General features: G+C 60.5%; 24 protein-coding genes. 12 read left to right on the forward strand and 12 right to left on the reverse strand.

The window, feature by feature from the left end; genetic code table 11:
- Positions 1-57 precede the first annotated feature (57 nt).
- From K3728_02780 to K3728_02820, 9 genes are all read left to right on the forward strand, one after another.
- Positions 58-1,362, forward strand: coding sequence for a replication-associated recombination protein A (locus K3728_02780; protein ID UWQ96188.1), 1,305 nt, complete (start codon positions 58-60; stop codon positions 1,360-1,362).
- Between the two features lie 254 nt (positions 1,363-1,616).
- On the forward strand, positions 1,617-1,994 hold the full coding sequence (crcB, locus tag K3728_02785; protein UWQ96189.1) for a fluoride efflux transporter CrcB: 378 nt from the start codon (positions 1,617-1,619) through the stop codon (positions 1,992-1,994).
- Positions 1,991-3,055 (forward strand): RluA family pseudouridine synthase, encoded by a 1,065-nt coding sequence (locus K3728_02790; protein UWQ96190.1) that lies wholly within the window; start codon positions 1,991-1,993, stop codon positions 3,053-3,055. The genes crcB and K3728_02790 overlap by 4 nt, the downstream gene beginning before the upstream one ends.
- Positions 3,052-3,723 carry an HAD-IA family hydrolase gene (locus tag K3728_02795; protein ID UWQ96191.1) on the forward strand — a complete coding sequence of 224 codons (672 nt, stop codon included), beginning with the start codon at positions 3,052-3,054 and terminating at the stop codon, positions 3,721-3,723. The genes K3728_02790 and K3728_02795 overlap by 4 nt, the downstream gene beginning before the upstream one ends.
- Complete coding sequence (locus K3728_02800) at positions 3,720-4,433, forward strand: ATPase (protein ID UWQ96192.1); 714 nt, start codon at positions 3,720-3,722, stop codon at positions 4,431-4,433. The genes K3728_02795 and K3728_02800 overlap by 4 nt, the downstream gene beginning before the upstream one ends.
- 235 nt (positions 4,434-4,668) lie before the next feature.
- Positions 4,669-5,685: an amino acid ABC transporter substrate-binding protein gene (locus tag K3728_02805; GenBank protein ID UWQ96193.1), complete on the forward strand. Its 1,017-nt coding sequence runs from the start codon at positions 4,669-4,671 to the stop codon at positions 5,683-5,685.
- Between the two features lie 147 nt (positions 5,686-5,832).
- On the forward strand, positions 5,833-7,050 hold the full coding sequence (locus tag K3728_02810; GenBank protein ID UWQ96194.1) for an ABC transporter permease subunit: 1,218 nt from the start codon (positions 5,833-5,835) through the stop codon (positions 7,048-7,050).
- A gap of 1 nt (position 7,051) precedes the next feature.
- The gene (locus tag K3728_02815) at positions 7,052-8,392 is read left to right on the forward strand and encodes an amino acid ABC transporter permease (protein ID UWQ96195.1); all 1,341 of its coding nucleotides are present in this window, start codon (positions 7,052-7,054) and stop codon (positions 8,390-8,392) included.
- 68 nt (positions 8,393-8,460) lie between these two features.
- Positions 8,461-9,210 carry an amino acid ABC transporter ATP-binding protein gene (locus K3728_02820; protein UWQ97420.1) on the forward strand — a complete coding sequence of 250 codons (750 nt, stop codon included), beginning with the start codon at positions 8,461-8,463 and terminating at the stop codon, positions 9,208-9,210.
- Positions 9,211-9,309: 99 nt separating this feature from the next.
- Here K3728_02820 and K3728_02825 read toward each other — a convergent pair whose 3' ends face one another.
- From K3728_02825 to K3728_02880, 12 genes are all read right to left on the reverse strand, one after another.
- A complete protein-coding gene (locus tag K3728_02825) occupies positions 9,310-9,807 on the reverse strand; it encodes a histidine phosphatase family protein (protein UWQ96196.1) in 498 nt (165 codons plus the stop codon).
- Positions 9,804-10,451 (reverse strand): ferredoxin, encoded by a 648-nt coding sequence (locus K3728_02830; protein UWQ96197.1) that lies wholly within the window; start codon positions 10,449-10,451, stop codon positions 9,804-9,806. Before K3728_02830 ends, K3728_02825 begins: the two co-directional genes overlap by 4 nt.
- Positions 10,452-10,464: 13 nt before the next feature.
- Positions 10,465-11,322, reverse strand: coding sequence for an acetylglutamate kinase (gene argB, locus K3728_02835; protein ID UWQ96198.1), 858 nt, complete (start codon positions 11,320-11,322; stop codon positions 10,465-10,467).
- A 159-nt stretch (positions 11,323-11,481) separates the two neighbouring features.
- The gene (gene yihA, locus K3728_02840) at positions 11,482-12,138 is read right to left on the reverse strand and encodes a ribosome biogenesis GTP-binding protein YihA/YsxC (GenBank protein ID UWQ96199.1); all 657 of its coding nucleotides are present in this window, start codon (positions 12,136-12,138) and stop codon (positions 11,482-11,484) included.
- Positions 12,135-12,779, reverse strand: a complete 645-nt coding sequence (locus K3728_02845; protein UWQ96200.1) for a CatB-related O-acetyltransferase — start codon at positions 12,777-12,779, stop codon at positions 12,135-12,137. The genes yihA and K3728_02845 overlap by 4 nt, the downstream gene beginning before the upstream one ends.
- Entirely contained in the window at positions 12,776-13,525 is a 750-nt protein-coding gene (locus tag K3728_02850; protein UWQ96201.1) for an MOSC domain-containing protein, read from the reverse strand. Before K3728_02850 ends, K3728_02845 begins: the two co-directional genes overlap by 4 nt.
- Complete coding sequence (gene yidC / locus K3728_02855) at positions 13,522-15,384, reverse strand: membrane protein insertase YidC (protein UWQ96202.1); 1,863 nt, start codon at positions 15,382-15,384, stop codon at positions 13,522-13,524. The genes K3728_02850 and yidC overlap by 4 nt, the downstream gene beginning before the upstream one ends.
- A gap of 231 nt (positions 15,385-15,615) precedes the next feature.
- Positions 15,616-17,184: a bifunctional diguanylate cyclase/phosphodiesterase gene (locus K3728_02860; GenBank protein UWQ96203.1), complete on the reverse strand. Its 1,569-nt coding sequence runs from the start codon at positions 17,182-17,184 to the stop codon at positions 15,616-15,618.
- Between the two features lie 110 nt (positions 17,185-17,294).
- Positions 17,295-17,516, reverse strand: a complete 222-nt coding sequence (yidD, locus tag K3728_02865) for a membrane protein insertion efficiency factor YidD (protein ID UWQ96204.1) — start codon at positions 17,514-17,516, stop codon at positions 17,295-17,297.
- The gene (gene rnpA / locus K3728_02870) at positions 17,513-17,911 is read right to left on the reverse strand and encodes a ribonuclease P protein component (GenBank protein ID UWQ96205.1); all 399 of its coding nucleotides are present in this window, start codon (positions 17,909-17,911) and stop codon (positions 17,513-17,515) included. Before rnpA ends, yidD begins: the two co-directional genes overlap by 4 nt.
- Before the next feature lie 10 nt (positions 17,912-17,921).
- Positions 17,922-18,059 (reverse strand): 50S ribosomal protein L34, encoded by a 138-nt coding sequence (gene rpmH, locus K3728_02875; protein ID UWQ96206.1) that lies wholly within the window; start codon positions 18,057-18,059, stop codon positions 17,922-17,924.
- 119 nt (positions 18,060-18,178) lie between these two features.
- Positions 18,179-18,682: a DUF523 domain-containing protein gene (locus K3728_02880; protein ID UWQ96207.1), complete on the reverse strand. Its 504-nt coding sequence runs from the start codon at positions 18,680-18,682 to the stop codon at positions 18,179-18,181.
- 172 nt (positions 18,683-18,854) lie between these two features.
- Here K3728_02880 and K3728_02885 point away from each other — a divergent pair, with 172 nt between their 5' ends.
- From K3728_02885 to K3728_02895, 3 genes are read left to right on the forward strand one after another with little or no spacing between them, the layout of a single operon-like run.
- Positions 18,855-19,589, forward strand: coding sequence for a VTT domain-containing protein (locus K3728_02885; protein UWQ96208.1), 735 nt, complete (start codon positions 18,855-18,857; stop codon positions 19,587-19,589).
- 3 nt (positions 19,590-19,592) lie between these two features.
- The gene (locus K3728_02890) at positions 19,593-21,011 is read left to right on the forward strand and encodes an FAD-dependent oxidoreductase (GenBank protein UWQ96209.1); all 1,419 of its coding nucleotides are present in this window, start codon (positions 19,593-19,595) and stop codon (positions 21,009-21,011) included.
- Between the two features lie 36 nt (positions 21,012-21,047).
- Positions 21,048-22,433: a HAMP domain-containing histidine kinase gene (locus K3728_02895; GenBank protein UWQ96210.1), complete on the forward strand. Its 1,386-nt coding sequence runs from the start codon at positions 21,048-21,050 to the stop codon at positions 22,431-22,433.
- Positions 22,434-22,469 lie beyond the last annotated feature (36 nt).

The following is a 22,469-nucleotide window of genomic DNA, read 5'->3' on the forward strand; positions in this document are numbered from 1 at the left end:
CTTGGCCACCTGACGGCTGATCTGGCGTCCGGGCAGGAGAGGGCGTAGTCTCGCGCCATGTCTGACCTCTTTGACAGTGCCCCCCCCGTTACCCCCAAAGGCCCGCGCCCGCTGGCTGACCGCCTGCGGCCTGCGTCGTTGCAAGATGTCATCGGCCAGCAGCATTTGCTGGGGCCCGAGGGCTCGCTCAGGGTGATGCTGGACGCAGGTGCGTGGTCTTCGTTGATCTTCTGGGGGCCGCCGGGCGTGGGCAAAACCACCATCGCGCGGCTTCTGGCCGATGAGACGGCCCTGAACTTCGTCCAGATCAGCGCGATTTTCACCGGGATGCCGGACCTGCGGAAAGTCTTCGAGACCGCCAAAATCCGCCACGCCAACGGCCAAGGCACGCTGCTGTTCGTGGATGAAATCCACCGCTTCAACAAGGCGCAGCAGGACGGGTTCCTGCCCCATATGGAGGACGGCACGATCCTTCTGGTGGGAGCCACGACGGAGAACCCCTCGTTCGAGTTGAACGCCGCTGTGATGAGCCGGTCTCAAGTGATGGTGCTGGAGCGCCTCTCCGATGACGATCTCGAAGCCCTCCTGCAACGGGCCGAATCGGAGCTGGACCGTACGCTGCCCCTTCTCCCCGATGCCCGCATCGCCCTGCGTGACATGGCCGATGGCGACGGGCGGGCGATGCTGAATCTGGTGGAGCAGGTTTCCGCCTGGGATGTGGCACCGCTCGATACCAAGGCGCTCGGCCAACGTTTGCAGCGTCGCGCTGCGCAATACGACAAGTCCGGTGATGCCCATTACAATCTGATCTCGGCGCTGCATAAATCGGTGCGCGGGTCGGACCCCGACGCCGCGCTCTACTGGTTCGCCCGAATGCTGGAGGGCGGCGAAGACCCCCGCTATCTGGCCCGGCGCTTGGCGCGGATGGCGGTGGAAGACATTGCTCTGGCCGATCCGCAGGCCAACCGTGTCTGTCTGGACGCTTGGGAAACCTATGAACGCCTCGGCTCGCCCGAAGGCGAATTGGCGCTGAGCCAGGCGGTGGTCTATCTGGCGCTCGCGCCCAAATCCAACGCGGCCTATGTGGCCTATAAGGCAGCGCGCGCCAGCGCCAAGTCTACTGGCTCTGCCATGCCGCCCAAAAACATCCTGAACGCGCCGACCTCGATGATGAAGGATCAGGGTTACGGCAAGGGGTATGAATACGACCACGACGCCGAAGACGGCTTCTCAGGCGCAAATTACTTCCCCGAAACGATGTCCCGCCCAAAGTTCTACGAGCCGAAGGAACGCGGTTTCGAGCGGGACCTGAAAAAGCGCGTGGAGTGGTTTGAGGGGATGCGCAAGAAGCGGAAAGGGTGAGGGGCCAAGTTGGCGGACGGAGCGGACGTTGGGGCAATAACGAGGCGCCGAGATTCATACCAAAGAATCCGTACTATGTTGTGCGCACGTACCACTTCAATCCCTCAGACCGACCACATGGGCGCAAAAGTTCCCTTGCGCCGCTTAGACGCGCGGCGAGGACGGGGGCGCACTTGCAAAGGCGCGGGCCCGGAGGAGCGGTATGACGGGCCGGTTGCGTTGACAAATGCGCCGCGCAGGCGCATCCCGCCCCCATGATTGCTGTCTTTCAAGTTGCCCTCGGTGGTGCCCTCGGTGCTGTGCTGCGATACCTTGCCGGTCTCGGGATGCTGCGTGTGTTCGGACACGGGGGCTTTCCGTTGCCGATCTTAACCGTAAACATCATCGGCTCGTTTCTGATGGGCGTCTTCGTGGTGGCCGCCGCGCACCGAGGCCTGACGCATCTGTCGCCACTGGTGATGACGGGGTTACTCGGCGGTTTCACGACGTTCTCGGCCTTCTCGCTGGAAACCGTGACGCTTTACGAGCGCGGTGACATTGGACAAGCGGCAGCCTATGTGGCGCTATCGGTGGGGCTTTCCATCGCAGGATTAATGGCAGGCCTCTGGCTTGCCCGTGGGGTATTCGCATGAGTGGTGTTCAAACGCTGGAAGTCGGGCCGGACGATGGCGATCAGCGGCTGGATCGCTGGTTCCGTCGCATCTTCCCCCACGTCCCCCAAGGCCGGATCGAAAAGATGTGCCGAAAGGGCGAAATCCGCGTCGATGGTGGCCGGGTGAAATCCAACACGCGCTTGGAAGTGGGGCAGATGGTGCGCATCCCGCCGCTGCCCGATGCCGCCGATCCCAAGGCCGACCCCGCGACTTGGGTGAACCGCGAAAGCCGCATCAGCGACGCCGATGCCGAGATGATCCAAAAGGCCGTCATCTACCGCGATGACCATATCATTGCGATCAACAAACCTGCGGGCCTGCCGACCCAAGGCGGTACTGGCCAAACTCGCCATGTCGATGGCTTGGCCGAGGCGCTGAAATTTGGGTTCGAAGATAAGCCACGCCTTGTGCATCGCCTCGACAAAGACACCTCTGGCGTCTTGCTAATGGCCCGGACGCGGATGGGGGCCAAAGCGCTGACCGATGCGTTCCGCCTGCGCTCGACACGTAAGATATATTGGGCCGCCGTCGCGGGCAGCCCTTTGCCACGTATGGGCACGATTAAGCTCGGCCTCGTGAAAGCCCCTGGCCACGGTCGCGGCGGCGAGAACGAGAAGATGCGTGCCGTTCCCGTCCACGAAATCCCCCATACTGAAGGCGCGAAACGGGCCGAGACGGATTACGCCGTCATGTCTAACCTTGCGGGCCGCGTGTGTTGGTGCGCTTTGGTGCCGATCACCGGGCGCACGCATCAGCTACGCGCCCACATGGCCGAGATCGGGCACCCGATTATCGGCGATGGTAAATACGGCGGCAGCGGGCAAGAAAACCTCGGCGATGGGTGGGGCGCGCAACTGGGCGGCGACATCAGTCGCAAGCTGCATTTGCACGCTCGGTCCTTGTCGTTCCGCCACCCGATGACAAACGCCCAGATCAATCTGGTCGCCCCCCTGTCCTCGCACATGGCAAAAACCTGGGAGACCCTCGGCTGGGACCCGCGCGACGTGCCTGCTGATCCGTTTGAGGATGACGAATTTTGACTTTGAAGCTGGTGATTTTCGACGTCGATGGCACGCTGGTCGATAGCCAAGGCCATATCATTGCCTCGATGGAAGGGGCGTTTGCGGCCCACGGGTTGCCTTGCCCGCCGCGTGAGGCGATTTTGTCGATCGTCGGCCTGTCGCTACCAGAAGCCTTCGTGAAACTGGTTCCAGACTACGCGGATCAACGCGAAAGCCTGACGCAGGCTTATAAGGACACATTCGTCGATCTTCGGGCGTCCGGCAAAGCGGACTCGCCGCTCTATCCCGGTGCAGAGGCCGTTTTGGCGGGCCTGTCCCAGCAAGATGACGTGTTGCTTGGGGTGGCGACGGGTAAATCCCGGCGGGGATTGGATCATCTGATCGAAGCGAATGGCTGGGAAAAAACATTCCAGACCCTTCAAGTGGCCGATCATCACCCCTCCAAGCCGCACCCTTCCATGGTGCAGACCTGCTTGGCCGAGACGGGGGTAGAGGCGGACCGCGCGATCATGGTGGGTGATACCAGTTTTGACATGGAAATGGCCCGCAGCGCCGGGGTGTGCGGGCTTGGCGTAGGGTGGGGTTACCACGCCGATGACGCTTTGATCGGGGCGGGCGCGGTGCAAATCCTGCGCGATTTCGCCGAGATGCCAACAGCCCTTGCAGCCTTGTGGGAGGTCCAATGACCGAGTGGAAAGCCAAACGGTTCTGGAAAGCGGCCAGTGTGGCCGAAGTAGAGGGCGGCTTCCGGGTCTTGCTTGATGGGCGTGGTGTCAGCACGCCGGGCAAACTGCCCCTGATTATGCCCACCCGCGCCGTGGCCGAGGCTGTCGCGGCAGAGTGGGACGCGCAGGAAGAAGAGATTCGCCCCCTGACCATGCCGCACACAAGATCGGCCAATTCCGCCATTGAACGTGTCACACCACAGTTCGAAGCGGTGTCGGACATGCTGCTGGGATACGCCGACACCGATTTACTGTGCTACCGCGCCGATGGGCCAGTGGAGTTAACGCAACGTCAGGCGGATGCCTGGGATCCGGTTCTGGATTGGGCGGCAGAGGAGTTTGGCGCCCGGCTGGAGCTTCACACCGGGGTCATGTGGGTCAGTCAGCCTGACGCATCTATTGCCGCTTTGGCCAAGCCATTGCGCGCGGTCGCGCCCTTTCCGATGACCGCGCTGCACGATCTGGTGACGCTGTCGGGGTCGCTCGTGTTGGGCCTCGCCGTCGCTTTCAGGCACATTTCCGCCAAGGAAGCTTGGCATTTGAGCCGAATCGATGAGACGTGGCAGATGGAGCAATGGGGCGCTGACGAGGAAGCAGAAGAGGCTGCGGCACAAAAAGAGGCACAGTTTTTGCACGCGGAAAGTTTTTGGAACTTCTGTCAGCCCACCTAGCGGCGGAGGGGCATCCCCCCGCAGGCATTGCCCGATTCGAAGGCAATCGCTGAACGGATCGGCAAAAACGATGCGTTTCCGTCCTTCTTTCAGGTCGTCTTACCCTTGACCTTACGCCTCGGATTTGCCCAATTTGGCTCATGCGGAGGTACAACAGGCCTCCGTGGCATATGCCAATGCTCGTCGGGACACGCAAAGATGATCCGGGCGGGCGGTTCCACAGGAAGAGGTAAACATGAAAAAATCTGTATTTCTCGGCACTCTCGCCGTCGCCGGCGTAGCTGCTGGCTTCGCTTCGGCGCAGACGCTCGCCGAAGTACAAGAGCGTGGCGCGCTTAACTGCGGCGTTACCACAGGTCTGACGGGCTTCGCGGCTCCAGACGCAAACGGCGAATGGCAAGGCTTTGACGTCTCCATCTGCCGCGCCGTTGCAGCTGCCGTTCTTGGCGACGCAAACGCCGTAGAATTCGTTCCAACAACCGGTCAAACGCGCTTCACCGCGCTGGCATCCGGCGAGATCGACCTGCTGGCACGTAACACCACATGGACATTCTCCCGCGACGTCGACCTTGCGTTCGAATTCGTTGGTGTGAACTACTATGACGGTCAGGGCTTCATGGTGCCCCGTGAATTGGGCGTTTCGTCCGCACTGGAACTGGACGGCGCAACTGTCTGCATCCAAACCGGCACCACGACCGAGCTGAACTTGGCTGACTTCTTCTCCTCGAACAACATGAGCTACGAGCCCGTGCCAATCGAGACCAACGCAGAAGCACAGCAGCAGTACCTTGCTGGCGCATGTGACGTTTACACCACGGATGCTTCCGGTCTGGCCGCAACACGCGCCACGTTCGAAGATCCTGCTGCACACGTTTTGCTGCCTGAGATCATCTCCAAAGAGCCACTCGGCCCGCTGGTTCGCCACGGTGACCACGAGTGGGGCGACATCGCTCGCTGGACTCTGAACGCACTGGTTGCAGCTGAAGAGCTGGGTGTGACTTCCGCCAACGTTGGCGAAATCGGTGGCACCACCGAGAACCCAGAAATCCGTCGCCTTCTGGGCACCGAGGGTGAACTGGGCGCAATGCTCGGCCTCGACGCTGACTGGGCCGCCCGCGCGATCGCTGCGGTTGGCAACTACGGTGAAGTCTTTGACGGTAACATCGGTGAATCCACTCCGATCGGTCTGGCCCGTGGCCTGAACGCTCAGTGGACAGACGGCGGCCTGCTCTACTCGCCTCCGTTCCGCTAAACCCGGACTTTGGGGGGCGCGAACGAAAGTTCGCGCCCTTTCCATATCTCACGTATCCCGCGCTTTTCCGACACCACGACTTGGCAGGACTCGACATAACAGAGCCGCCACACGGACCGCGCGAATCCTTCTGACAGGGGCAACACCATGGCGACGCTAACCGACCCGCCGCAGCAATCCTTCCAGCTTAGTCAGCTGATCTATGACACGCGCTACCGGTCCACGACCATTCAGGTTGTCGCGTTCATTCTGATCATGGCCGGCATTTGGTGGCTGGGGAATAATGTGGTCACGAACCTAGCCGCACGCGGCAAGGACTTTGATTTCGGCTTCCTTGGAAGCCGCGCTGGCTACGACATCAACCAGATGCTGGTTGAGTATTCCAACGATTCCACCCACGCGCGTGCCGCGCTGGTGGGTATCCTCAACACGCTTCTGGTTGCCTTCCTTGGCTGCATTGCGGCCACGATTATCGGGGTTACGGCGGGCGTCCTGCGCTTGTCGAAAAACTGGATCGTTGGGCGTCTGATGACCGTCTATGTTGAGGGATTCCGCAACATTCCCTTGCTGCTTTGGATTATCGTGATTTTCGCAATCATGACTGAGGCCACGCCGCAGCCCCGCGATTTCCGGGGCGAGGATGCCGAGGCATCCATGATCCTTTGGGACAGCGTTGCCATCACCAACCGCGGCATCTTCATGCCTGCGCCTCAGTGGGGCGCAAATTCGCTATTGTTGGTTGCGATCTTTCTGGCGTCCATCGTGGGCATTTTTGTCTACCGCTCCATGGCGCGGAAAAAGCAGGAACAAACCGGTGCGCAGTCGCCCGTTTTCCTTGTTGGCTTGGCGTTGTTTTTTATTCCCACACTGATCGCCTACTTCATCCTGGGGCGTCCCGTTACGCTGAACTACCCTGAACTGGGCGGCTTCAATTTCAGCGGTGGCTTGCAGCTTCGCAACTCTTTTATCGCTCTTTGGTTTGCCTTGTCGCTCTATACAGGTGCCTTCATCGCCGAAATCGTGCGTGCAGGTATCTTGGCCGTGAACAAGGGCCAGACAGAGGCATCTTCCGCCTTGGGCATGCGTCCGAACCGGACCATGAACCTTGTGGTTCTGCCACAGGCGCTGCGGGTGATTATCCCGCCGCTCATCTCGCAGTATCTGAACCTTACCAAGAACTCTTCGCTGGCGATCGCCGTGGGCTACATGGATGTCCGTGCGACCCTTGGCGGCATCACGGTCAACCAAACCGGTCGAGAGCTTGAGGGGATGCTACTTCTGGGGCTGTTCTACCTGATTACCTCGCTGGTGATTTCAGGCGGGATGAACCTCTACAACAACTCCGTCAAATTGCAGGAGCGTTGATATGAGCGAGATTCATTCAGAAACAAGCACGCACACCGCATATGTCCGCACCGAGATGTTGCCCGAGCAAGCGCCTCCGATCACGGCTGCGGGTCCGGTGAAGTGGGTTCGTGAGAACTTGTTCTCTTCACTGGGCAACGGGATCATGACGATCCTTGCGCTCTATGTGATCTACTACATCCTCAGCCATATGCTGGGGTGGGTTGTCATGGGGATATGGGACGCGGACTCTTTGTCCGAGTGCCGTGAAATCCGTGATGGCTTCATCGCAGATGGCCGTTGGGCAGAACATACCGAGGTGGCCTGTTGGGCCGTTTTGGGCGACCGCTGGCACCAGCTTTTGTTCGGATTCTACCCGCCAGAGTTCTACTGGCGTCCGATCTTGTCGTTGGTCATCTTCGGCGTGGCCCTTGCGCCAGTGCTGTTTGACTCGGTGAACCGCAAGATGCTGATCCTGACGATCTTGGCACCATTCATCTGCTACTTCCTGCTTTGGGGTGGCTCGATCTGGGGCCCGCTGGTTGTGGCGTTTGGCTTTGTGCTCGGCTTTGCCTGCATCAAATACGGGGCGCTTCCCTTAGGCGCGCTTTTGTCGACGCTGGCGGCCATCTTGCTTCCGTTGCTCTTCTGGCTGTTCTTGGCCGGGCCGATCACCGGGGTCTTGAACTCGATCGCTCCGATTGGGCTCGAGTCTGTTGATTCAGATGATTTCGGGGGCTTCCTTCTGGCCTTCGTCATCGGCGCGGCGGGGATCATTCTGTCGATGCCATTGGGGGTCGTGTTGGCCTTGGGCCGGCAGTCGGACCTGTTCATCATCAACAAATTCTCGGTGATCTTCATCGAGGTGATCCGGGGCGTGCCGCTGATTGTGTGGTTGTTCACCGCGTCGTTGCTGTTGAACTACTTCCTGCCGCCGTCCGCAAACTTCGACCTTATGCTGCGTGTTATCATCATGGTGACGCTGTTTTCCTCGGCCTATATCGCCGAGGTGATCCGGGGCGGCCTCGCGGCTTTGCCACGGGGGCAGTATGAGGGCGCAGACAGCCTTGGCCTGAACTACTGGCAAGCGATGCAGCTGATTATTCTGCCGCAAGCGCTGAAGATTTCCATTCCGGGGATCGTGTCGTCGTTCATTGGCTTGTTCAAAGACACCACGCTGGTGGTCTTTGTGGGCCTGTCGGACCCTATCGGCTTCTCCAACTTGATCCGGGCCACGACTGACTGGAACGGTATCTACTGGGAGTTGTTCATTTTCATCGGGCTATGCTTCTTCATCTGCTGTTTCGGCATGTCCCGCTATTCGCAATATCTTGAGCGTAAGCTCGCTACCGGCCACCGTTAATCGGGCCATCGCTGAGGAGAAAACTCATGTCTAATACAGCTGAAGATCGTACCATCGACCGCAGCCAAATGACCGTTTCCGATGAGGTTGCGATCGAAATCAACGGTATGAACAAGTGGTACGGGACGTTCCACGTGCTCAAGGACATCAACCTGACCGTTAACCGGGGGGAGCGGATCGTGATCTGTGGCCCGTCGGGGTCGGGCAAGTCCACGTTGATCCGGTGCATCAATGCGCTGGAAGAACACCAGCAGGGTCAGATCACGGTGGATGGCACGTTGCTGTCCAACGATTTGAAGAACATCGACAAGATCCGGTCCGAGGTTGGCATGTGCTTCCAGCACTTCAACCTGTTCCCACATTTGACGATCCTGGAGAACTGCACGTTGGCCCCAATCTGGGTGCGTAAAACGCCCAAAAAGGAAGCCGAAGAAACGGCGATGCATTTCCTGGAGAAGGTGAAGATCCCGGATCAGGCGCTGAAATATCCGGGCCAACTTTCCGGTGGTCAGCAGCAGCGTGTGGCGATTGCACGGTCCTTGTGCATGCGCCCGCGGATCATGCTGTTCGATGAGCCGACATCGGCGCTCGATCCTGAGATGATCAAAGAGGTGCTCGATACGATGATCGAGCTCGCGGAAGAGGGTATGACCATGCTCTGCGTGACCCACGAGATGGGCTTTGCCCGACAGGTCGCCAACCGTGTGATCTTCATGGATGCGGGGCAGATCGTGGAACAGAACGAGCCGGAGGAGTTCTTTACGAACCCGCAGTCCGAGCGGACGCAATTGTTCCTGAGCCAGATTTTGGGCCACTGAAGACCCCGGGCTTAAGCCCGGTCTACGAGATACCTAACGCCCGTGTCGCAAGATGCGGGCGTTTTTCTTTGAGTTGTATTGGCCAAGATGAAGGGAGGGTCAGCGCGGATCAGGGAGGTCGCGCGGGGTTGTGAAGTGGAGGAGGTTGCCTGTGCCGGGGGCGATGGGTCCATTAAAGCGGAGGATAGTGGTGCCGCCTGTGGGATAGGTGGCGAAGCGGTCATCGGCGGGGGGCGTGTGGGTGAGGCTCCATGCCAGAGCAGCGGTGCCGGGATTGTGGGCGATCATGGCGATTGTGGCGGCGTTGGAGGCTTGGAGGGCTTTGAGCATCACCGCGGGCTCGGCGAGGTAGAGGGCTGGGTTGAGGGTGGCCTTGGGCGCGCCGGGGAGGTTGTCTTTTATGCCGGCCCAGGTTTGCCGTGTGCGAAGGGCGTCAGAGCAGAGGGCCTCGTCGGGGACAAGGTTGTGGAGCGCAAGGAAGGCACCGATGCGGGGCGCAGAGCGGTGGCCGCGGGCGCTAAGGGGGCGGGCGTGGTCATCGGTGCTGCCGTCCCAGTCGGATTTGCAGTGACGGATCAGGATGAGAGTCTGGCTCATGGGTGGAAGCTGCGCATGTGGAAGGCCGATTGGTCAGAGTTGCGGTTGAAATCTTGGCTGACCGGGCAGGCGCGGCGGGCTTTGCAGCCCTTGGTCATGCAATCCGCGCCAGCGGGGGTGTCGAGGAAACTGTGGCACGCGGCGGTGTTGTAGCCGTCCTCGGACAGGGCATCGACGGGGCAGGCGGTCTCACAGGGGGCGGGACAGAGCAGGCAGGGCGTGAGGCGTGGCGGGGTGAGGGGAATTTTTTCGCGCAGCGCCAGCGCCCCACGGAAGGAGATCATCAGGCCCTGGTCGTTGTGAACCAGCAGGGAGATGGGGCTGGCGTGGATGCTACCGGATTTTGTGGCCCATGAGATGAACGGCAAGTAGGGCGGTCCGCCGAAAGGGAAGAGGGGCGTGGCGTTCAGTGGCTTCGCGATGGTGGTGAGGGTGCGGGTGGACCAGCGGTTCATCGGGTCCGGCGCGCCATCGAGATATTCTGGAGAAGCGGTGAAATGGGGCCAAAACGTTGGTTCGGCCGGGGCGAGGAGCACGAGGGTTCCGGTGCCGTCGGGAGCGTTGTCGTCGGGCTCTGGGTGGAAGGCACCGACGATCGTGAGGTGGTGGGGGCGGACGGCGTTTCGGAGGGTTTCGTAGTCCATCAGTTTTGGCCTGTCATTGGCGGATCATGGAGCCCGCGCCGTGTTCGGTGAAGAGTTCCAGAAGCACCGCGTTGGAAACGCGACCGTCGACGATGGTGCAGGCGCGGACACCGGCACGGACCGCTTGCAGGGCAGTTTCGGTCTTGGGGATCATCCCGCCCGCGATGGTGCCATCGGCGATCATGGCGTCCACATCGGCAGAGGTGAGTTCAGTCACCACATCGCCCGCCGCGTTCTTTACGCCGGAGACATTGGTAAGGAGGAGGAGGCGGTCTGCTTTGAGGGCAGCGGCAATGGCACCGGCGGCGGTGTCGCCGTTGATGTTGTAGGTCTCGCCGTTCTTGCCTTGGCCCAAAGGGGCGATGACGGGGATCATGTCGTCTTCAAAGAGGTTGTCGATGACGCTTGTGTCGATTTCGGACGGGTCGCCCACGAAGCCCAGTTCCGGGTTGGCGGGCACGCAGGTGATCAGGTTGGCGTCTTTGCCCGAGAGGCCCACGGCCTTGCCGCCCTCGGCGTTGATGGCTTGGACGATGCGTTTGTTGACGCGGCCAGAGAGGACCATTTCGACCACTTCGACGGTGGCGGCATCAGTGACACGCTTGCCGTCTTTGAAGGTGCTTTCAATCCCGAGTTTCGCCAGCATGTCGTTAATCATCGGGCCGCCACCGTGGACGACCACCGGGTTGACGCCGACCTGGCGCAGCAGGACGATGTCGCGGGCGAAAGAGGCCATTTCGGCGTCGTCGCCCATAGCATTGCCGCCGAATTTCACCACGACGACGGCGTCGTTGAAGCGTTGCAGGTAGGGCAGGGCCTCGGAGAGGGTGCGGGCGGTGGCGAGGTAATCGCGGGTCATTTGGGTTTTCATGTGCTTTGGGCCGGTGTGAGGGTTGCCTCACGTTAAGCGGCGCGGGCGCGGGTGTGAAGCGGTGGAATGAAGGGGGCCAGCCCCCTTGGCGGTTTTTCCCTTGGGGAAAACCCGCTTACCCCCGGAGGTGTACGGCCAAGATGAAGGAGGAGCGGTGCGTTATGCCTCGATCGAGGCAATGGCAGAGCGGAGTGTTGGAATCCCGTCGCCCTTTTCCGAGGAGGTCAGGATGATCTCGGGGTAAGCGGCGGGGTGGTTGGCAAGCGCCTTGCGGGTGCGGGCAAGGGAGGCATCGCGGTCTTTGCCTTTCACCTTGTCGGACTTCGTCAGCACGGTCTGGAAGGGGACGGCGGCGATGTCGAGGAGTTTCATGATCTCCTCATCGACAGCTTTCACGCCGTGGCGTGCGTCGATCAGCACAAAGGCCCGGCGCAGGGTGGCGCGGCCTTGGAGGTAGGACTTCAGCAGCGCCTGCCATTGTTGGACCACGTGCAGGGGAGCCTCGGCGTAGCCATAGCCGGGGAGATCCACGAGATAGTGGCTTTCCAGCAGGGTGAAGTAGTTGATCTCCTGGGTGCGGCCGGGCGTGTTGGAGGCGCGCGCGAGGCCTTTGCGGCCGGTGAGCGCGTTGATCAGGGTGGATTTGCCGACATTGGAGCGCCCGGCAAAGCAGACCTCTATCCGGTCAGCAGGCGGTAGACCGTCCATGGCGACGACGCCTTTGAGGAAGTCGGTGTTGCCCGCAAAAAGTTTGCGGCCCCGTTCCGCGGTGATCGCATCGGGTTCGTCAGCAAGGGGAAAGGGTAGGGCGTTCATGTCGCGGCCTCCAGCGCGGGCAGGTCGGCGCCGCGGATCGCGTTCAGGTTACGGGTGATTTTGTCAGCTGGCCAGTCCCACCAAGCAACGGCAAGCAGGCGCGCGATGATTGCCGTGTCGAAGCGTTGTTTGACGGGCTGCGCGGGGTTGCCTGCAACGATGGTGTAGGGGGCGACGTCTTTGGTGACCACGGCCTTGGCTGCGATGATCGCGCCCGCGCCTATTGTCACGCCAGGCATTATCGTGGCCGAGTTGCCGATCCAGACGTCCGCGCCGATATGGGTGTCACCCTTCTGGCCGGCAGTCCAAGTTGCAGGATCGAAGCCGTCTTCCCAGCCGTGCCCGAAGATGTTGAACGGGAAGGTAGAGAACCCGTCCATCGCGTGGGTGCCGCCGTTCATGAAGATGCGCACATCGTGGGCGATGGCGCAGAAAGGGCCGATGTGAAGGTGGTCACCGATGAAATCGTAGTGGTGCAGCACGTTGCGCGTGAAAAAATCGCGGGTCTCATTCTGGTCGTCATAATACGTGTAATCGCCCACGGTGACATTCGCGCGCCCCTCGGCCAGCGGCTTGAGGAAGACGGTGCCCGCGTAGCCGGGAGCCATAGGGGCGAGGGTGGATGGGTCGGGGCCGCTCATTGGACCCGGACCGTGTCGCCCGCTTTAATCTTGCCGGCTTGCCGCACCATAGCGTAGACGCCGAAATCTTGGTGGCCCCAGCCGTCGCGCAACCCACGCAGGGTATCCGCATCGCGGTGGCCTGTGGTGGGGTTGGCCTCGGTCGCGCGGCAGCGGGTGATGGGCTCCATCACTTCGAGCAACGCCTCACCGATGCGGAGGGTCTTGCCAACCAAGTCAAATTCCTCCCAAGGCGCGAGTCCCTCAACCCAGAGATTGCCGCGGAACCGACGTTCATCCAGCGGTTGATCGAGCTTTTGGGACAGGGCCCGGAGGGAGGCCGCGTTCAGGATGCTGATCGAGGCGAAAGGCGCGTCAGACATGCCCTCTGCCGGGGACTTTACCAGCGCCGCCGCTTTGGGGCGGGTGGCTGGGTAAATCTTGGAGAGCCAATCGAAGAAGGGCGCCGTGTCCGCGCCGGGGGTAACGCTGATATCAGGCAGGTCAGGGTGGCTGAGGTGAATGACTTCGCCGCCTTCAGGGCCATCCACATTGCAGGTCACCGCCATCAGCGAAGGCCCCTTGGCACCTCGCAAAAAATTGCGGCAAGAGCTCCAGCCATCAGAAGTGTCGCCGCCTTCTTCCAGAACCGCCCAGGCGCGGTCCAAAGGCAGGGGCAGGCCCGGCGACAGATCAATAGCGCGGAGCCTTTCAGCCCCGACGCCTTTGATCGGATAGCGCCAGATCTGATCCAGTTCCCAAGTCACTTTTCTTCCTTGGGTTTGCGCGAAAAGCTTTTGCGGATGTTGCCGAAAACATCGGGCTTAAAGCCCTGACTGCGCATGATCAGGTACTGTTGCGTGAACGTCAGCGTGTTGTTCGCGATCCAGTACACCAGCAGGCCGGATGCGAAGCTGCCCAACATGAACATGAATACCCAAGGCAGCCACGCGAAGATTTGCGCCTGCATCGCATCGGTGGGGGCTGGGTTCAGCTTCTGTTGCAACCACATGGAAATACCCAGCAGCAGCGGCAGGATGCCGATGAAGATCAATGCCATGATCGACTCAGGCTCTGGCGAGGCGTTGGGCAATAGGCCGAACAGATTGATGATCGAGGAACTATCGGGCGCGGACAGGTCATTTAGCCAGCCGAAGAACGGCGCGTGGCGCAGTTCAAGCGTGACGAAGATCACCTTGTAGAGCGAGAAGAAGATCGGGATTTGCAGAATGATCGGCAGACAGCCGCCCGCAGGGTTCACTTTGTTCTTCTTATAAAGCTCCATCATGCCTTTCTGGAGCTTCTCTCGGTTGTCGCCAGCGGCTTCTTTCAGCTTTTCGATCTCGGGCTGAAGTTCCTTCATCTTCGCCATCGACACATAGGAACGATAGGCAAGCGGGAAGAGGACAGCCTTCACGATCAGCGTCAGGGCAATGATCGCAAGACCCATGTTGCCAATGGTGCTGTTGAGCCAGTGCAGCAGCCAGAACAGAGGTTTGGTCAGGAAGTAGAACCAGCCCCAGTCGATGCTGTCGATAAAACGGTCGACTTCGCCCCGATTGGGGTCTTGTTCGGCGCCGAACAGGCGAGCGATGAGGCCCGGCGCGGCGTTTTCATAGTCGCGAATGGTCTCGGCTTCCTTGGCACCTGCGAAAAGCTGCGTCGTCACCTCGGCCGTTTCGCCGGGGGCGATGGACATGTAGGGAAGGCGCGCTTCGGTCTGGTAGATGTCCGAGCCGGGCACGTATTTGATGACGGAAACGAAGGGTTGGTCTTCGCCGGGGATCAGCGTGGTCATCCAGTATTTGTCGGTGAAGCCGATCCAGCCGTTTGCCTCTACCTCGATCACTTCGGCGGGCACGCCTTCGCGGGCGACGACATCCAGATCGGGAAGGTCATCGTAGGCGACTTCGCTTAGTTCACCATCCACTTTGCGCACGACACCTTCGTGCAGGATGAAAAAGTTCTGCAAGTCAGAGGGCAGGCCGTGACGCGCGACGATGCCGTAGGGGGCAAGGTTCACGTCGCCTTCGCCGGTGTTTTCGACCGATTGGGTCACTTCGAACATAAAGCGATCGTCGATGGCGATGGTGCGGCGGAACACGAGGCCACCGCCGTTATCCCAAACCAGCGTGATAGGGGTGTCGGGCGTAAGGGTAGTGCCGGACTCAAGCTCCCACGGGGTGTCGGAGGTGGGGACGTCTTCATAGCCGAGGTCGCCGGAAGGGGTCCAACCATAGAGCGCGTAGTAGGGATCTTCGGAGCCTACGGGTGACAGAAGGCGTACGATTTCATCGCCGTCTACTTCCGTGGTGTAGTTGCGCAAGGACAGGTCATCAATGCGGCCGCCCAGAAGCGAAATGGTGCCTTCGACGGAAGGCGTTTCGATGTCGATCCGCGCGGCTTCGGTTAGAGCCACTTCGGTGGGCGCGGTATTTTCGGCCCCCGCAGGATCTCCCGTCGCGGTGACAGGTGGGGTGGGCGCGATGCCGGTTTCGGTCTCGACCACGGGGATCGCGTTGGGGTCTTCCACGACCTCTGGAGGCGGGAAGAGAAGGAACCAAACGAGGATCACAACAAAGCTAAGGCCGGTGGCCAGGATCAGGTTTCTGTTCTGATCATCCATGTCCGCGAAATTCCTCTATCCGAGCCCTTAGGAATAAGGCGAAATACCGCTGCTCAATCGGTAACGCCAATCCCTGCGGGTTCAACAGACTGAGGGTTGAAAGGTCAAGAGGCGAAATCGGCGCGGCTACGGGGGCAGAGGTGGACGTGAGCCTTCTGTGATAGGGCGCAGCAGCGTCCGGATGGCGGTATTGGCAGAACGGCAACGGTCTGTAGCGGTGCGGTAAATCGGCTAGGGGACCGAGGCACGCCTGTCATCGAGACGAATCGTCTTGCCGGAGGCGCCATGGGCACGGGCCCAATCGGCGACATTGTCCAGCCCCATCGGACGGGCGATGGCATAGCCTTGCACGAAATCGCAGCCAAGCGCTGCCACGGCATCTTGTTCGCTTTGGGTTTCCGTCCCTTGGGCCAGTGTTTCAATGCCCATCGCTTGCGCCAAGGCGATAATCGCGGCGACGGACTGGCGTTTTTCAAGGGCGACATCGACATCCAGAATGAAGCTCCGGTCAATTTTGATCCGGCTGACGCTTAATCGTTGCAAGGTGGGGATCGATGCGGCCCCAAGTCCGAAGCCTTCAAGGTCCACACGGTGCCCCGCGTTGCGCAATTCCAGAAGGTTGGCAGCAATAGCGTCTTCCTCGATATGGCTGGCGACGCTTTCGGGCAGTTCTATCACGATCCGAGAGGGCGCAAGGCTGAAGCGGGCTACTTCCTGAGCCATATGGCTGGCGAAGTTAGGGTCGCGAAGCTCCCCCGCCGAAAAATTCACCGAGATTTGTGGGATATGTGCCTTCATGGCATCCCAATCATGGAGCGCCTTTAAGGCTTGGTGCAGCATGCGTTGCCCAAGTAACGGCATGTGTCCTGAGGCTTCCACGGCGGGAAGAAACTCTTTCGGACCAAGAAGCCCGTGTTTGGGGTGCTGCCAGCGCGCCAATGTTTCCATCCCGGAAAGAGCGCCGGTGCGGGCATGGATTTGTGGCTGAAACCAAGCCTGAATGGCGCCGTCGTGAATGGCTGCCTCCACTTCGGCGCTTAGGCTGGATTGAAGCGCGCGGGCGCGCCCCATCCCAGACGCAAAAGCGCGGATGGCGTTGGGGCCATTTAGAGCGGCTTCGTCCAAAGCAGTCTCAGCCGCTTTGAAAGTGGTATCGGCCGGGTCCGCCCCGGTTTTAATCATCGCGGAATGCCCGATTGAGGCGGTGAGACGCAGGGCCGATCCGCGCATCGCCAAAGGTTCTGCAATGGCGTCAGAGAGTCGCGCGGCGATGGTATCGCGCAGACCAAGCCGGGCAGTCGCAAGGGGCGACAACACGATGCCAAAGCGGGCGTCGCCCAAACGGGTCAGCAGGTCGCCATTTCGCAGAGTGGTTTGAAGCCTTTCATCAACGCGCGTTGCAATTTCTTCACAGGCATCCAGGCCCCACCGGCTATGCAAGGCGGCCCAATCGTCGATTTGCACAAGGATGCAGGCGGTGTCGCGGCCCGGCAGGTCCAACACGCGGTCCATCATGGCAACCAAAGCGCTGCGCCCCGTCGCCGGGGTGCCGGAAGCGTTGGCCAAGTTGCCTTGGGCCGTCCCCCGCCCACCCATTCCGCCAAGGGCCAGCAACGCGGAAAGGCAAACCGCTGTGACCAGCGAAACATCTTCAAAACCCATCCAATGGGCGCTGAGCGTCAGCAGGGGGAAAAGCGCCAGCACCTCTATGCGGGAAAGCGCCATCTGGATACGCCGCGCCAAGCGGTAGAGCGGCCCTTGCCCGGCGTTTGCCGTGCCATTTGCCTTGGGGTCTGCCAAAATTCACGCCTCCGGCTGCTATACGAACTGAGCCCAAGGAGTAGACGAACTTCGCAAACAGGAGGTTAATTCAGGGAGCTTCGAGGCAGGTTTTCGCGGACCGACAAGGTCTAATCCGGCACGTTGTCGATGCCTGATCCGCCCCAAGGGTGGCAGCGCGCGACGCGGCGGGTGGCCAGCCATGTGCCTTTTATCGCGCCATGTTTGCGCAATGCCTCCATTGCGTAGGAGGAGCAGGTCGGAGTGTATCTGCAGTTGGTGGCGATCATGGGAGAGATCACCAGCCGGTAGAACCGGATCGGAAGTGAGAGAAGGAACGCCGCCGGGTTCATCGGTGCGCCTTGCGCAACGCGCGGGAAAGATCGGTTTGCAGCGCTTGGAAATCGTGGGTCGCCGTGGCGTCTTTGCGGCCAATCAAGACGTAATCCCAGCCGTCCTTCCCCTCGGTGGGCAGCACAGCACGGGCAATTTCGCGCAGGCGGCGTTTGGCGCGGTTCCGGGCGACGGCATTGCCGACCTTCTTGGAACAGGTGAAGCCGACGCGGATCGCGTCAGTGCCCTCTCCCTCGGGGCGTTTGCGCGCTTGCAACAGGAAGGCGGGCGTTGGCACACGGGCAGCCCGGGCGGCTGACAGAAAATCAGCCCGCTGGGTAAGCGTCACAAGCGGGCGCTTAACACAAAAAGCCCCCGGCGAGGCGGCGCTCGGCGGAGGCGATTGAGATGCCATCGGTCGGCGATCAGGCGCTGAGCGACTTCCGACCGCGGGCGCGGCGGGCGTTCAGGATCTTGCGACCTGCTTTAGTTGCCATACGCGCACGGAAGCCGTGGCGGTGCTTACGCACGAGGTTCGAGGGTTGGAATGTCCGCTTCGACATGGGTCTCGCTCCGTCAATCTTGGCCGGAGGGCGCCAAACGCGCGCCTCATACGGCAGGAATCTTTCTTGAAGCCTGCGAGATAGGCAAGTGTGGGGCTGCTGTCAACAACGCGCCCGCATCAGGACGCGGTATTTTCGGCCTCTTCCAATGCGCGGGCCAATTCGCGCAACTGGTCCGGGGCGTAGACGGCGACGCCAATGGCGCGAAGACGGTGCGCGACAAGGCCTTCGCCAGAATGTCGCTGGCCATCAAAATTGCCGGAATGCACGTAGGTAGGGCCGCAAGACGGGCTGCCATCGGCCAGTAAAGCAAAGCGGCAGTGCTGTTGTTTGGCAAGATCGACCGCCAATTGCGCACCCAGAGTGAATTCTCCGGTCCAATCCAGCCCGTCCTTATCATAGACACCAGCACGCCCTGCCAGCACCGTTTCGGCGGTGGCACCGGGGGCAATCTCGGCGGCGGGGCGAGGGGTGGGCAGACCGGCAGCCATTTCCGGACAATGTGTCACCAAGCGACCTTCGGCCCGCCACGTGGCCAGAAGCTGATTCTCCAGCGTCTTTGCGCCGCCGTCGTAGCGCACGCGCGCGCCCATTAAGCAGGCACTGACGAAAATCTTCTCCATGGAACGACCCACACTTGAAACAATCCAAACCGCGAATGTGACAGTTTGCTGCCATAGCGGTCACGAAAACCCTTACTTGCGTCACGCCCCATCAAGCAACCGTGAGCGGGGTATCACCGTTGCTTTAGATGTCGCATCTAAGGTCCAACTCAAGGGCAAGGGACAAAAAGGCATGTCAGATAGTATGGAGCCGTCGCAGCACAAACAATTCACCCGCTATCTTCCGCTTCTTGCCGTAGTTATCGGCGCGGGCGTCGGCTGGTATCTGTTTCGGGACTACCTGAACTTTGAGGCGCTGGCCAATAACCGAGAGGCGTTGATTGCCTTTCGCGATGCCAACTACCTGCTGACGGTCCTGTTGTTCGTATTGGCTTATGCGCTGATCGTGGCGTTTTCCTTGCCGGGGGCCACCATTGCTACGCTGACGGGCGGCTTCCTGTTCGCAACCTTCCCCGGAGCGTTCTTCAATGTCTTTGGGGCGACCGCTGGGGCCACGGCAATCTTCTTGGCAGCGCAGACCAGCTTTGGCGCGAGATTGGGGGCGAAGTTGGAAGGCTCGGAAGGGATCACCAAGAAATTCAAGGACGCCATTGATGAAAACCAATGGTCGGCGCTTTTCCTTCTGCGCCTGGTTCCTGCGGTGCCGTTCTTTATTGCCAACCTTCTGCCCGCCTTCTTTGAGGTGCCAACACGGCGCTATGTGATCTCTACCTTCTTCGGTATTCTGCCGGGGGCGATCGTCTACACTTCTGTCGGGGCCGGACTGGGAGAGGTCTTTGCCCGAGGCGAGACCCCGAACCTTGGGATCATCTTCGAACCGCAAATCATTTTGCCGATCCTTGGCCTGTGCGCGCTTGCGACCCTCCCCATCATTTTGAAAGCCGTGCGCGGCAAGAAAGGGCTGTGAACCATGGCTGTGATTGAAACTGATATTTGCGTCATTGGTGGCGGTTCTGGCGGTCTCTCTGTGGCGGCGGGTGCCGTCCAGATGGGGGCTAAGGTTGTGCTTCTGGAGGGCCACCTCATGGGGGGTGACTGCCTTAACTTTGGCTGCGTGCCCTCCAAGGCTTTGCTTGCGGCGGGGCATAAGGCCCATGCCACCTCACAGGCAGCTTTCGGCATCGCGGGCCATGATCCGGCCCCAGATTTCGCGGCGGCCAAGGATCATGTCCGCGCGGTGATTGCCGAGATCGAGCCCGTCGACTCGCAAGAGCGGTTTGAAGGCCTGGGCGTGCAGGTGATCCGCGAATTCGGACGCTTCATCTCTCATTCGGAAGTGCAGGCGGGCGACACCACGATCAAAGCGCGGCGCTTTGTGATTGCGACGGGCTCCCGTCCCTTTGTGCCGCCAATCCCCGGTTTGGACAGCGTGCCCTACCACACCAACGAGACAATCTTTGACCTGCGTGAGCGGCCCGATCATCTGATCGTCATCGGTGGCGGCCCCATCGGTATGGAAATGGCGCAGGCGCATCGGCGTTTGGGCAGCCGTGTGACCGTGCTGGAGGGCGCGAAAGCCATGGGCAAGGATGACCCGGAAGCGGCGGCAATCGTTCTGGACGTGCTACGCAGCGAGGAGATCGAGATTGTGGAGGGCGCGACGGCCTCCACAATCAGCGGCACGGAAGGGGCAATCAAGGTCGAAACCAAAGATGGTGCGACATTTGAAGGATCACATCTGTTGATGGCGGTTGGGCGGCAGGTGAACGTGGACAAGTTGGACCTGCACAAAGCGGGCATCGCGTTTGAGCGGGGCGGCATCACGGTTGGCGACGATCTACGTTCGACCAACGCGCGCGTCTATGCGGTGGGCGATGCCGCGGGCGCTGCACAGTTTACCCATGTGGCGGGCTATCATGCGGGCGTCATTATCCGGCCGATGCTGTTTGGTCTGCCCGCCAAGGCCCGCACCGATCACATCCCTTGGGCAACGTATACCTCCCCGGAATTGGCCCAAGTCGGTCTGACGGAGGCCGAGGCCAAAGACCAGCACGGTGACAAGGTATTCGTCGCAAAAGCAGAATTTTCCCATAATGATCGCGGCATTGCGACGGAACAGACTACGGGCTTCGTGAAAGTCATGGTAGTGAAGGGCAAACCCGTTGGCGCAACAATTGTCGGGCCGCAAGCGGGGGAGCTGATTGGGATTTGGTCGCTGGCCATCGCCAACAAGCTGAAGATGAGCGCGGTCGCCAACATGATCGCGCCTTATCCGACGCTTGGCGAGGTTAACAAACGCGCTGCCAGTGCCTATTTCACGCCAAAGCTGTTCGATAGTCCTTTGGTAAAGAAGGTCGTCGGATTTGTGCAAAAGCTCGGACGTCCATAGAAGGGGCCGGGCTTCGGGCCAGTAAGGGAGCCTTTGGTGGCAAACAGTCTTTCAGGGCGTTTTCTGATTCTTACCGTCATCTTTGTGATGCTGGCTGAAGTCTTCATTTTCGTCCCCTCCATCGCTCGGTTCCGTGAAGACTACCTTCTGGCTCGGTTGGAACGCGCGCAAATTGCCTCTCTCGCCTTGTTGGCGGCTGACGGCATGATCGATGATGAGCTGGAATATGAGCTTTTGGAAAACGCAGAAGTTCTGAACGTGGTCTTGCGGCGGAACGCAGTGCGGCAGCTGATCCTGTCCACCGATGGGATGGAACCGGTTTCGGCCACTTTCGATTTGCGTGACGCCTCGGCCTGGGAACTGATCCGCGATGCCTCCATGCGCATATTTGAGACGGAGGACCAAAACATCCGCGTAATCGGTGAACCGGTGCGTGAAGCGGGGCTGTTGATCGAAGTTACGATGGAAACAGCGCCCCTGCGTATGGCGATGATCGACTATGGCTTGCGGATTTTGCTTCTGTCGGCTGTGATCTCGGTCTTTGTGGCGCTGCTTTTGTTTGTTGCGGTGCGCATCTTGATTGTGAATCCGATCAAGCGTGCGGTGAGCGCGATGACGACCTATGCCGAAGCCCCCGAGGATGCGAACAGGATCATCACCCCGCGCGGCTCGGTGACCGAGCTTAGAGCCGCGGAAGAGGCCCTTAACCGGATGCAGACCCAGCTTACCTCTCTGCTTCGGCAACGCGAAAGGCTGGCGCAATTGGGCGAAGCCGTTGCCAAGATCAGCCATGATCTGCGTAACATTCTGTCCGTCGCCACCCTGGTCGCAGATCGGCTTGAAACGGTGCAAGACCCTACCGTGAAGCGCATCGCGCCGAAGCTTATCAACTCGCTCGGGCGGGCGATTAACCTGACGGAAGCCACGCTGGCCTTTGGCCGCGCCGAAGAACCGGCCCCTAAGCTGGACCGCGTGTCATTGGAGCCTTTGGTGGATGACGTGCTGGACAATGACAACCTTGCCCAAGGGGACGGTGAGGTCAGCTATGATGTAGAGATCGAGGCAGGCGTTGTTGTGCGCGCAGACCCCGAGCAGTTGCACCGTGTCTTGTCCAATCTCGTCCGCAACGCCCGCCAAGCTATCACGGCCACAGGCAAGCCCGGTGAAGTCATGGTTAGGGCCGCTGCTCAGGAAGGCGGATGGTGTATTGAGGTTTGCGACACTGGCCCCGGCTTGCCCGCCGGCGCACAAGAGGGGCTGTTCAAGCCGTTCTCCTCCACCGACAAAGTTGGCGGTACGGGACTTGGCCTTGCCATTTGCGCGGAAATCCTTCGCGGCCACGGGGGGACGTTGACCTTGAAAAGCACAGGAGCCAACGGCACAATCTTCGCATTATTCCTTCCAGGGGGCATTGCAGCCTGATTAGCCCCTTGCGCTAGGCAACAGGCGACGCTAAAT

This window comes from Rhodobacteraceae bacterium M385, assembly GCA_025141835.1.
Classification (GTDB): domain Bacteria; phylum Pseudomonadota; class Alphaproteobacteria; order Rhodobacterales; family Rhodobacteraceae; genus Gymnodinialimonas.

Bases quoted from the DNA above. Each gene is read 5' to 3' on its own strand.
- K3728_02805 (UWQ96193.1), top strand. From the start codon at position 4,669: ATGAAAAAATCTGTATTTCTCGGCACTCTCGCCGTCGCCGGCGTAGCT.
- yidD (UWQ96204.1), bottom strand. From the start codon at position 17,516: ATGAACCCGGCGGCGTTCCTTCTCTCACTTCCGATCCGGTTCTACCGG.
- K3728_02845 (UWQ96200.1), bottom strand. From the start codon at position 12,779: ATGAGCGGCCCCGACCCATCCACCCTCGCCCCTATGGCTCCCGGCTAC.
- K3728_02780 (UWQ96188.1), top strand. From the start codon at position 58: ATGTCTGACCTCTTTGACAGTGCCCCCCCCGTTACCCCCAAAGGCCCG.
- rpmH (UWQ96206.1), bottom strand. From the start codon at position 18,059: ATGTCGAAGCGGACATTCCAACCCTCGAACCTCGTGCGTAAGCACCGC.
- K3728_02820 (UWQ97420.1), top strand. From the start codon at position 8,461: ATGACCGTTTCCGATGAGGTTGCGATCGAAATCAACGGTATGAACAAG.
- K3728_02800 (UWQ96192.1), top strand. From the start codon at position 3,720: ATGACCGAGTGGAAAGCCAAACGGTTCTGGAAAGCGGCCAGTGTGGCC.
- crcB (UWQ96189.1), top strand. From the start codon at position 1,617: ATGATTGCTGTCTTTCAAGTTGCCCTCGGTGGTGCCCTCGGTGCTGTG.
- K3728_02815 (UWQ96195.1), top strand. From the start codon at position 7,052: ATGAGCGAGATTCATTCAGAAACAAGCACGCACACCGCATATGTCCGC.
- K3728_02830 (UWQ96197.1), bottom strand. From the start codon at position 10,451: ATGGACTACGAAACCCTCCGAAACGCCGTCCGCCCCCACCACCTCACG.
- K3728_02885 (UWQ96208.1), top strand. From the start codon at position 18,855: ATGTCAGATAGTATGGAGCCGTCGCAGCACAAACAATTCACCCGCTAT.
- yidC (UWQ96202.1), bottom strand. From the start codon at position 15,384: ATGGATGATCAGAACAGAAACCTGATCCTGGCCACCGGCCTTAGCTTT.
- rnpA (UWQ96205.1), bottom strand. From the start codon at position 17,911: ATGGCATCTCAATCGCCTCCGCCGAGCGCCGCCTCGCCGGGGGCTTTT.
- argB (UWQ96198.1), bottom strand. From the start codon at position 11,322: ATGAAAACCCAAATGACCCGCGATTACCTCGCCACCGCCCGCACCCTC.
- yihA (UWQ96199.1), bottom strand. From the start codon at position 12,138: ATGAACGCCCTACCCTTTCCCCTTGCTGACGAACCCGATGCGATCACC.
- K3728_02790 (UWQ96190.1), top strand. From the start codon at position 1,991: ATGAGTGGTGTTCAAACGCTGGAAGTCGGGCCGGACGATGGCGATCAG.
- K3728_02810 (UWQ96194.1), top strand. From the start codon at position 5,833: ATGGCGACGCTAACCGACCCGCCGCAGCAATCCTTCCAGCTTAGTCAG.
- K3728_02890 (UWQ96209.1), top strand. From the start codon at position 19,593: ATGGCTGTGATTGAAACTGATATTTGCGTCATTGGTGGCGGTTCTGGC.
- K3728_02880 (UWQ96207.1), bottom strand. From the start codon at position 18,682: ATGGAGAAGATTTTCGTCAGTGCCTGCTTAATGGGCGCGCGCGTGCGC.
- K3728_02825 (UWQ96196.1), bottom strand. From the start codon at position 9,807: ATGAGCCAGACTCTCATCCTGATCCGTCACTGCAAATCCGACTGGGAC.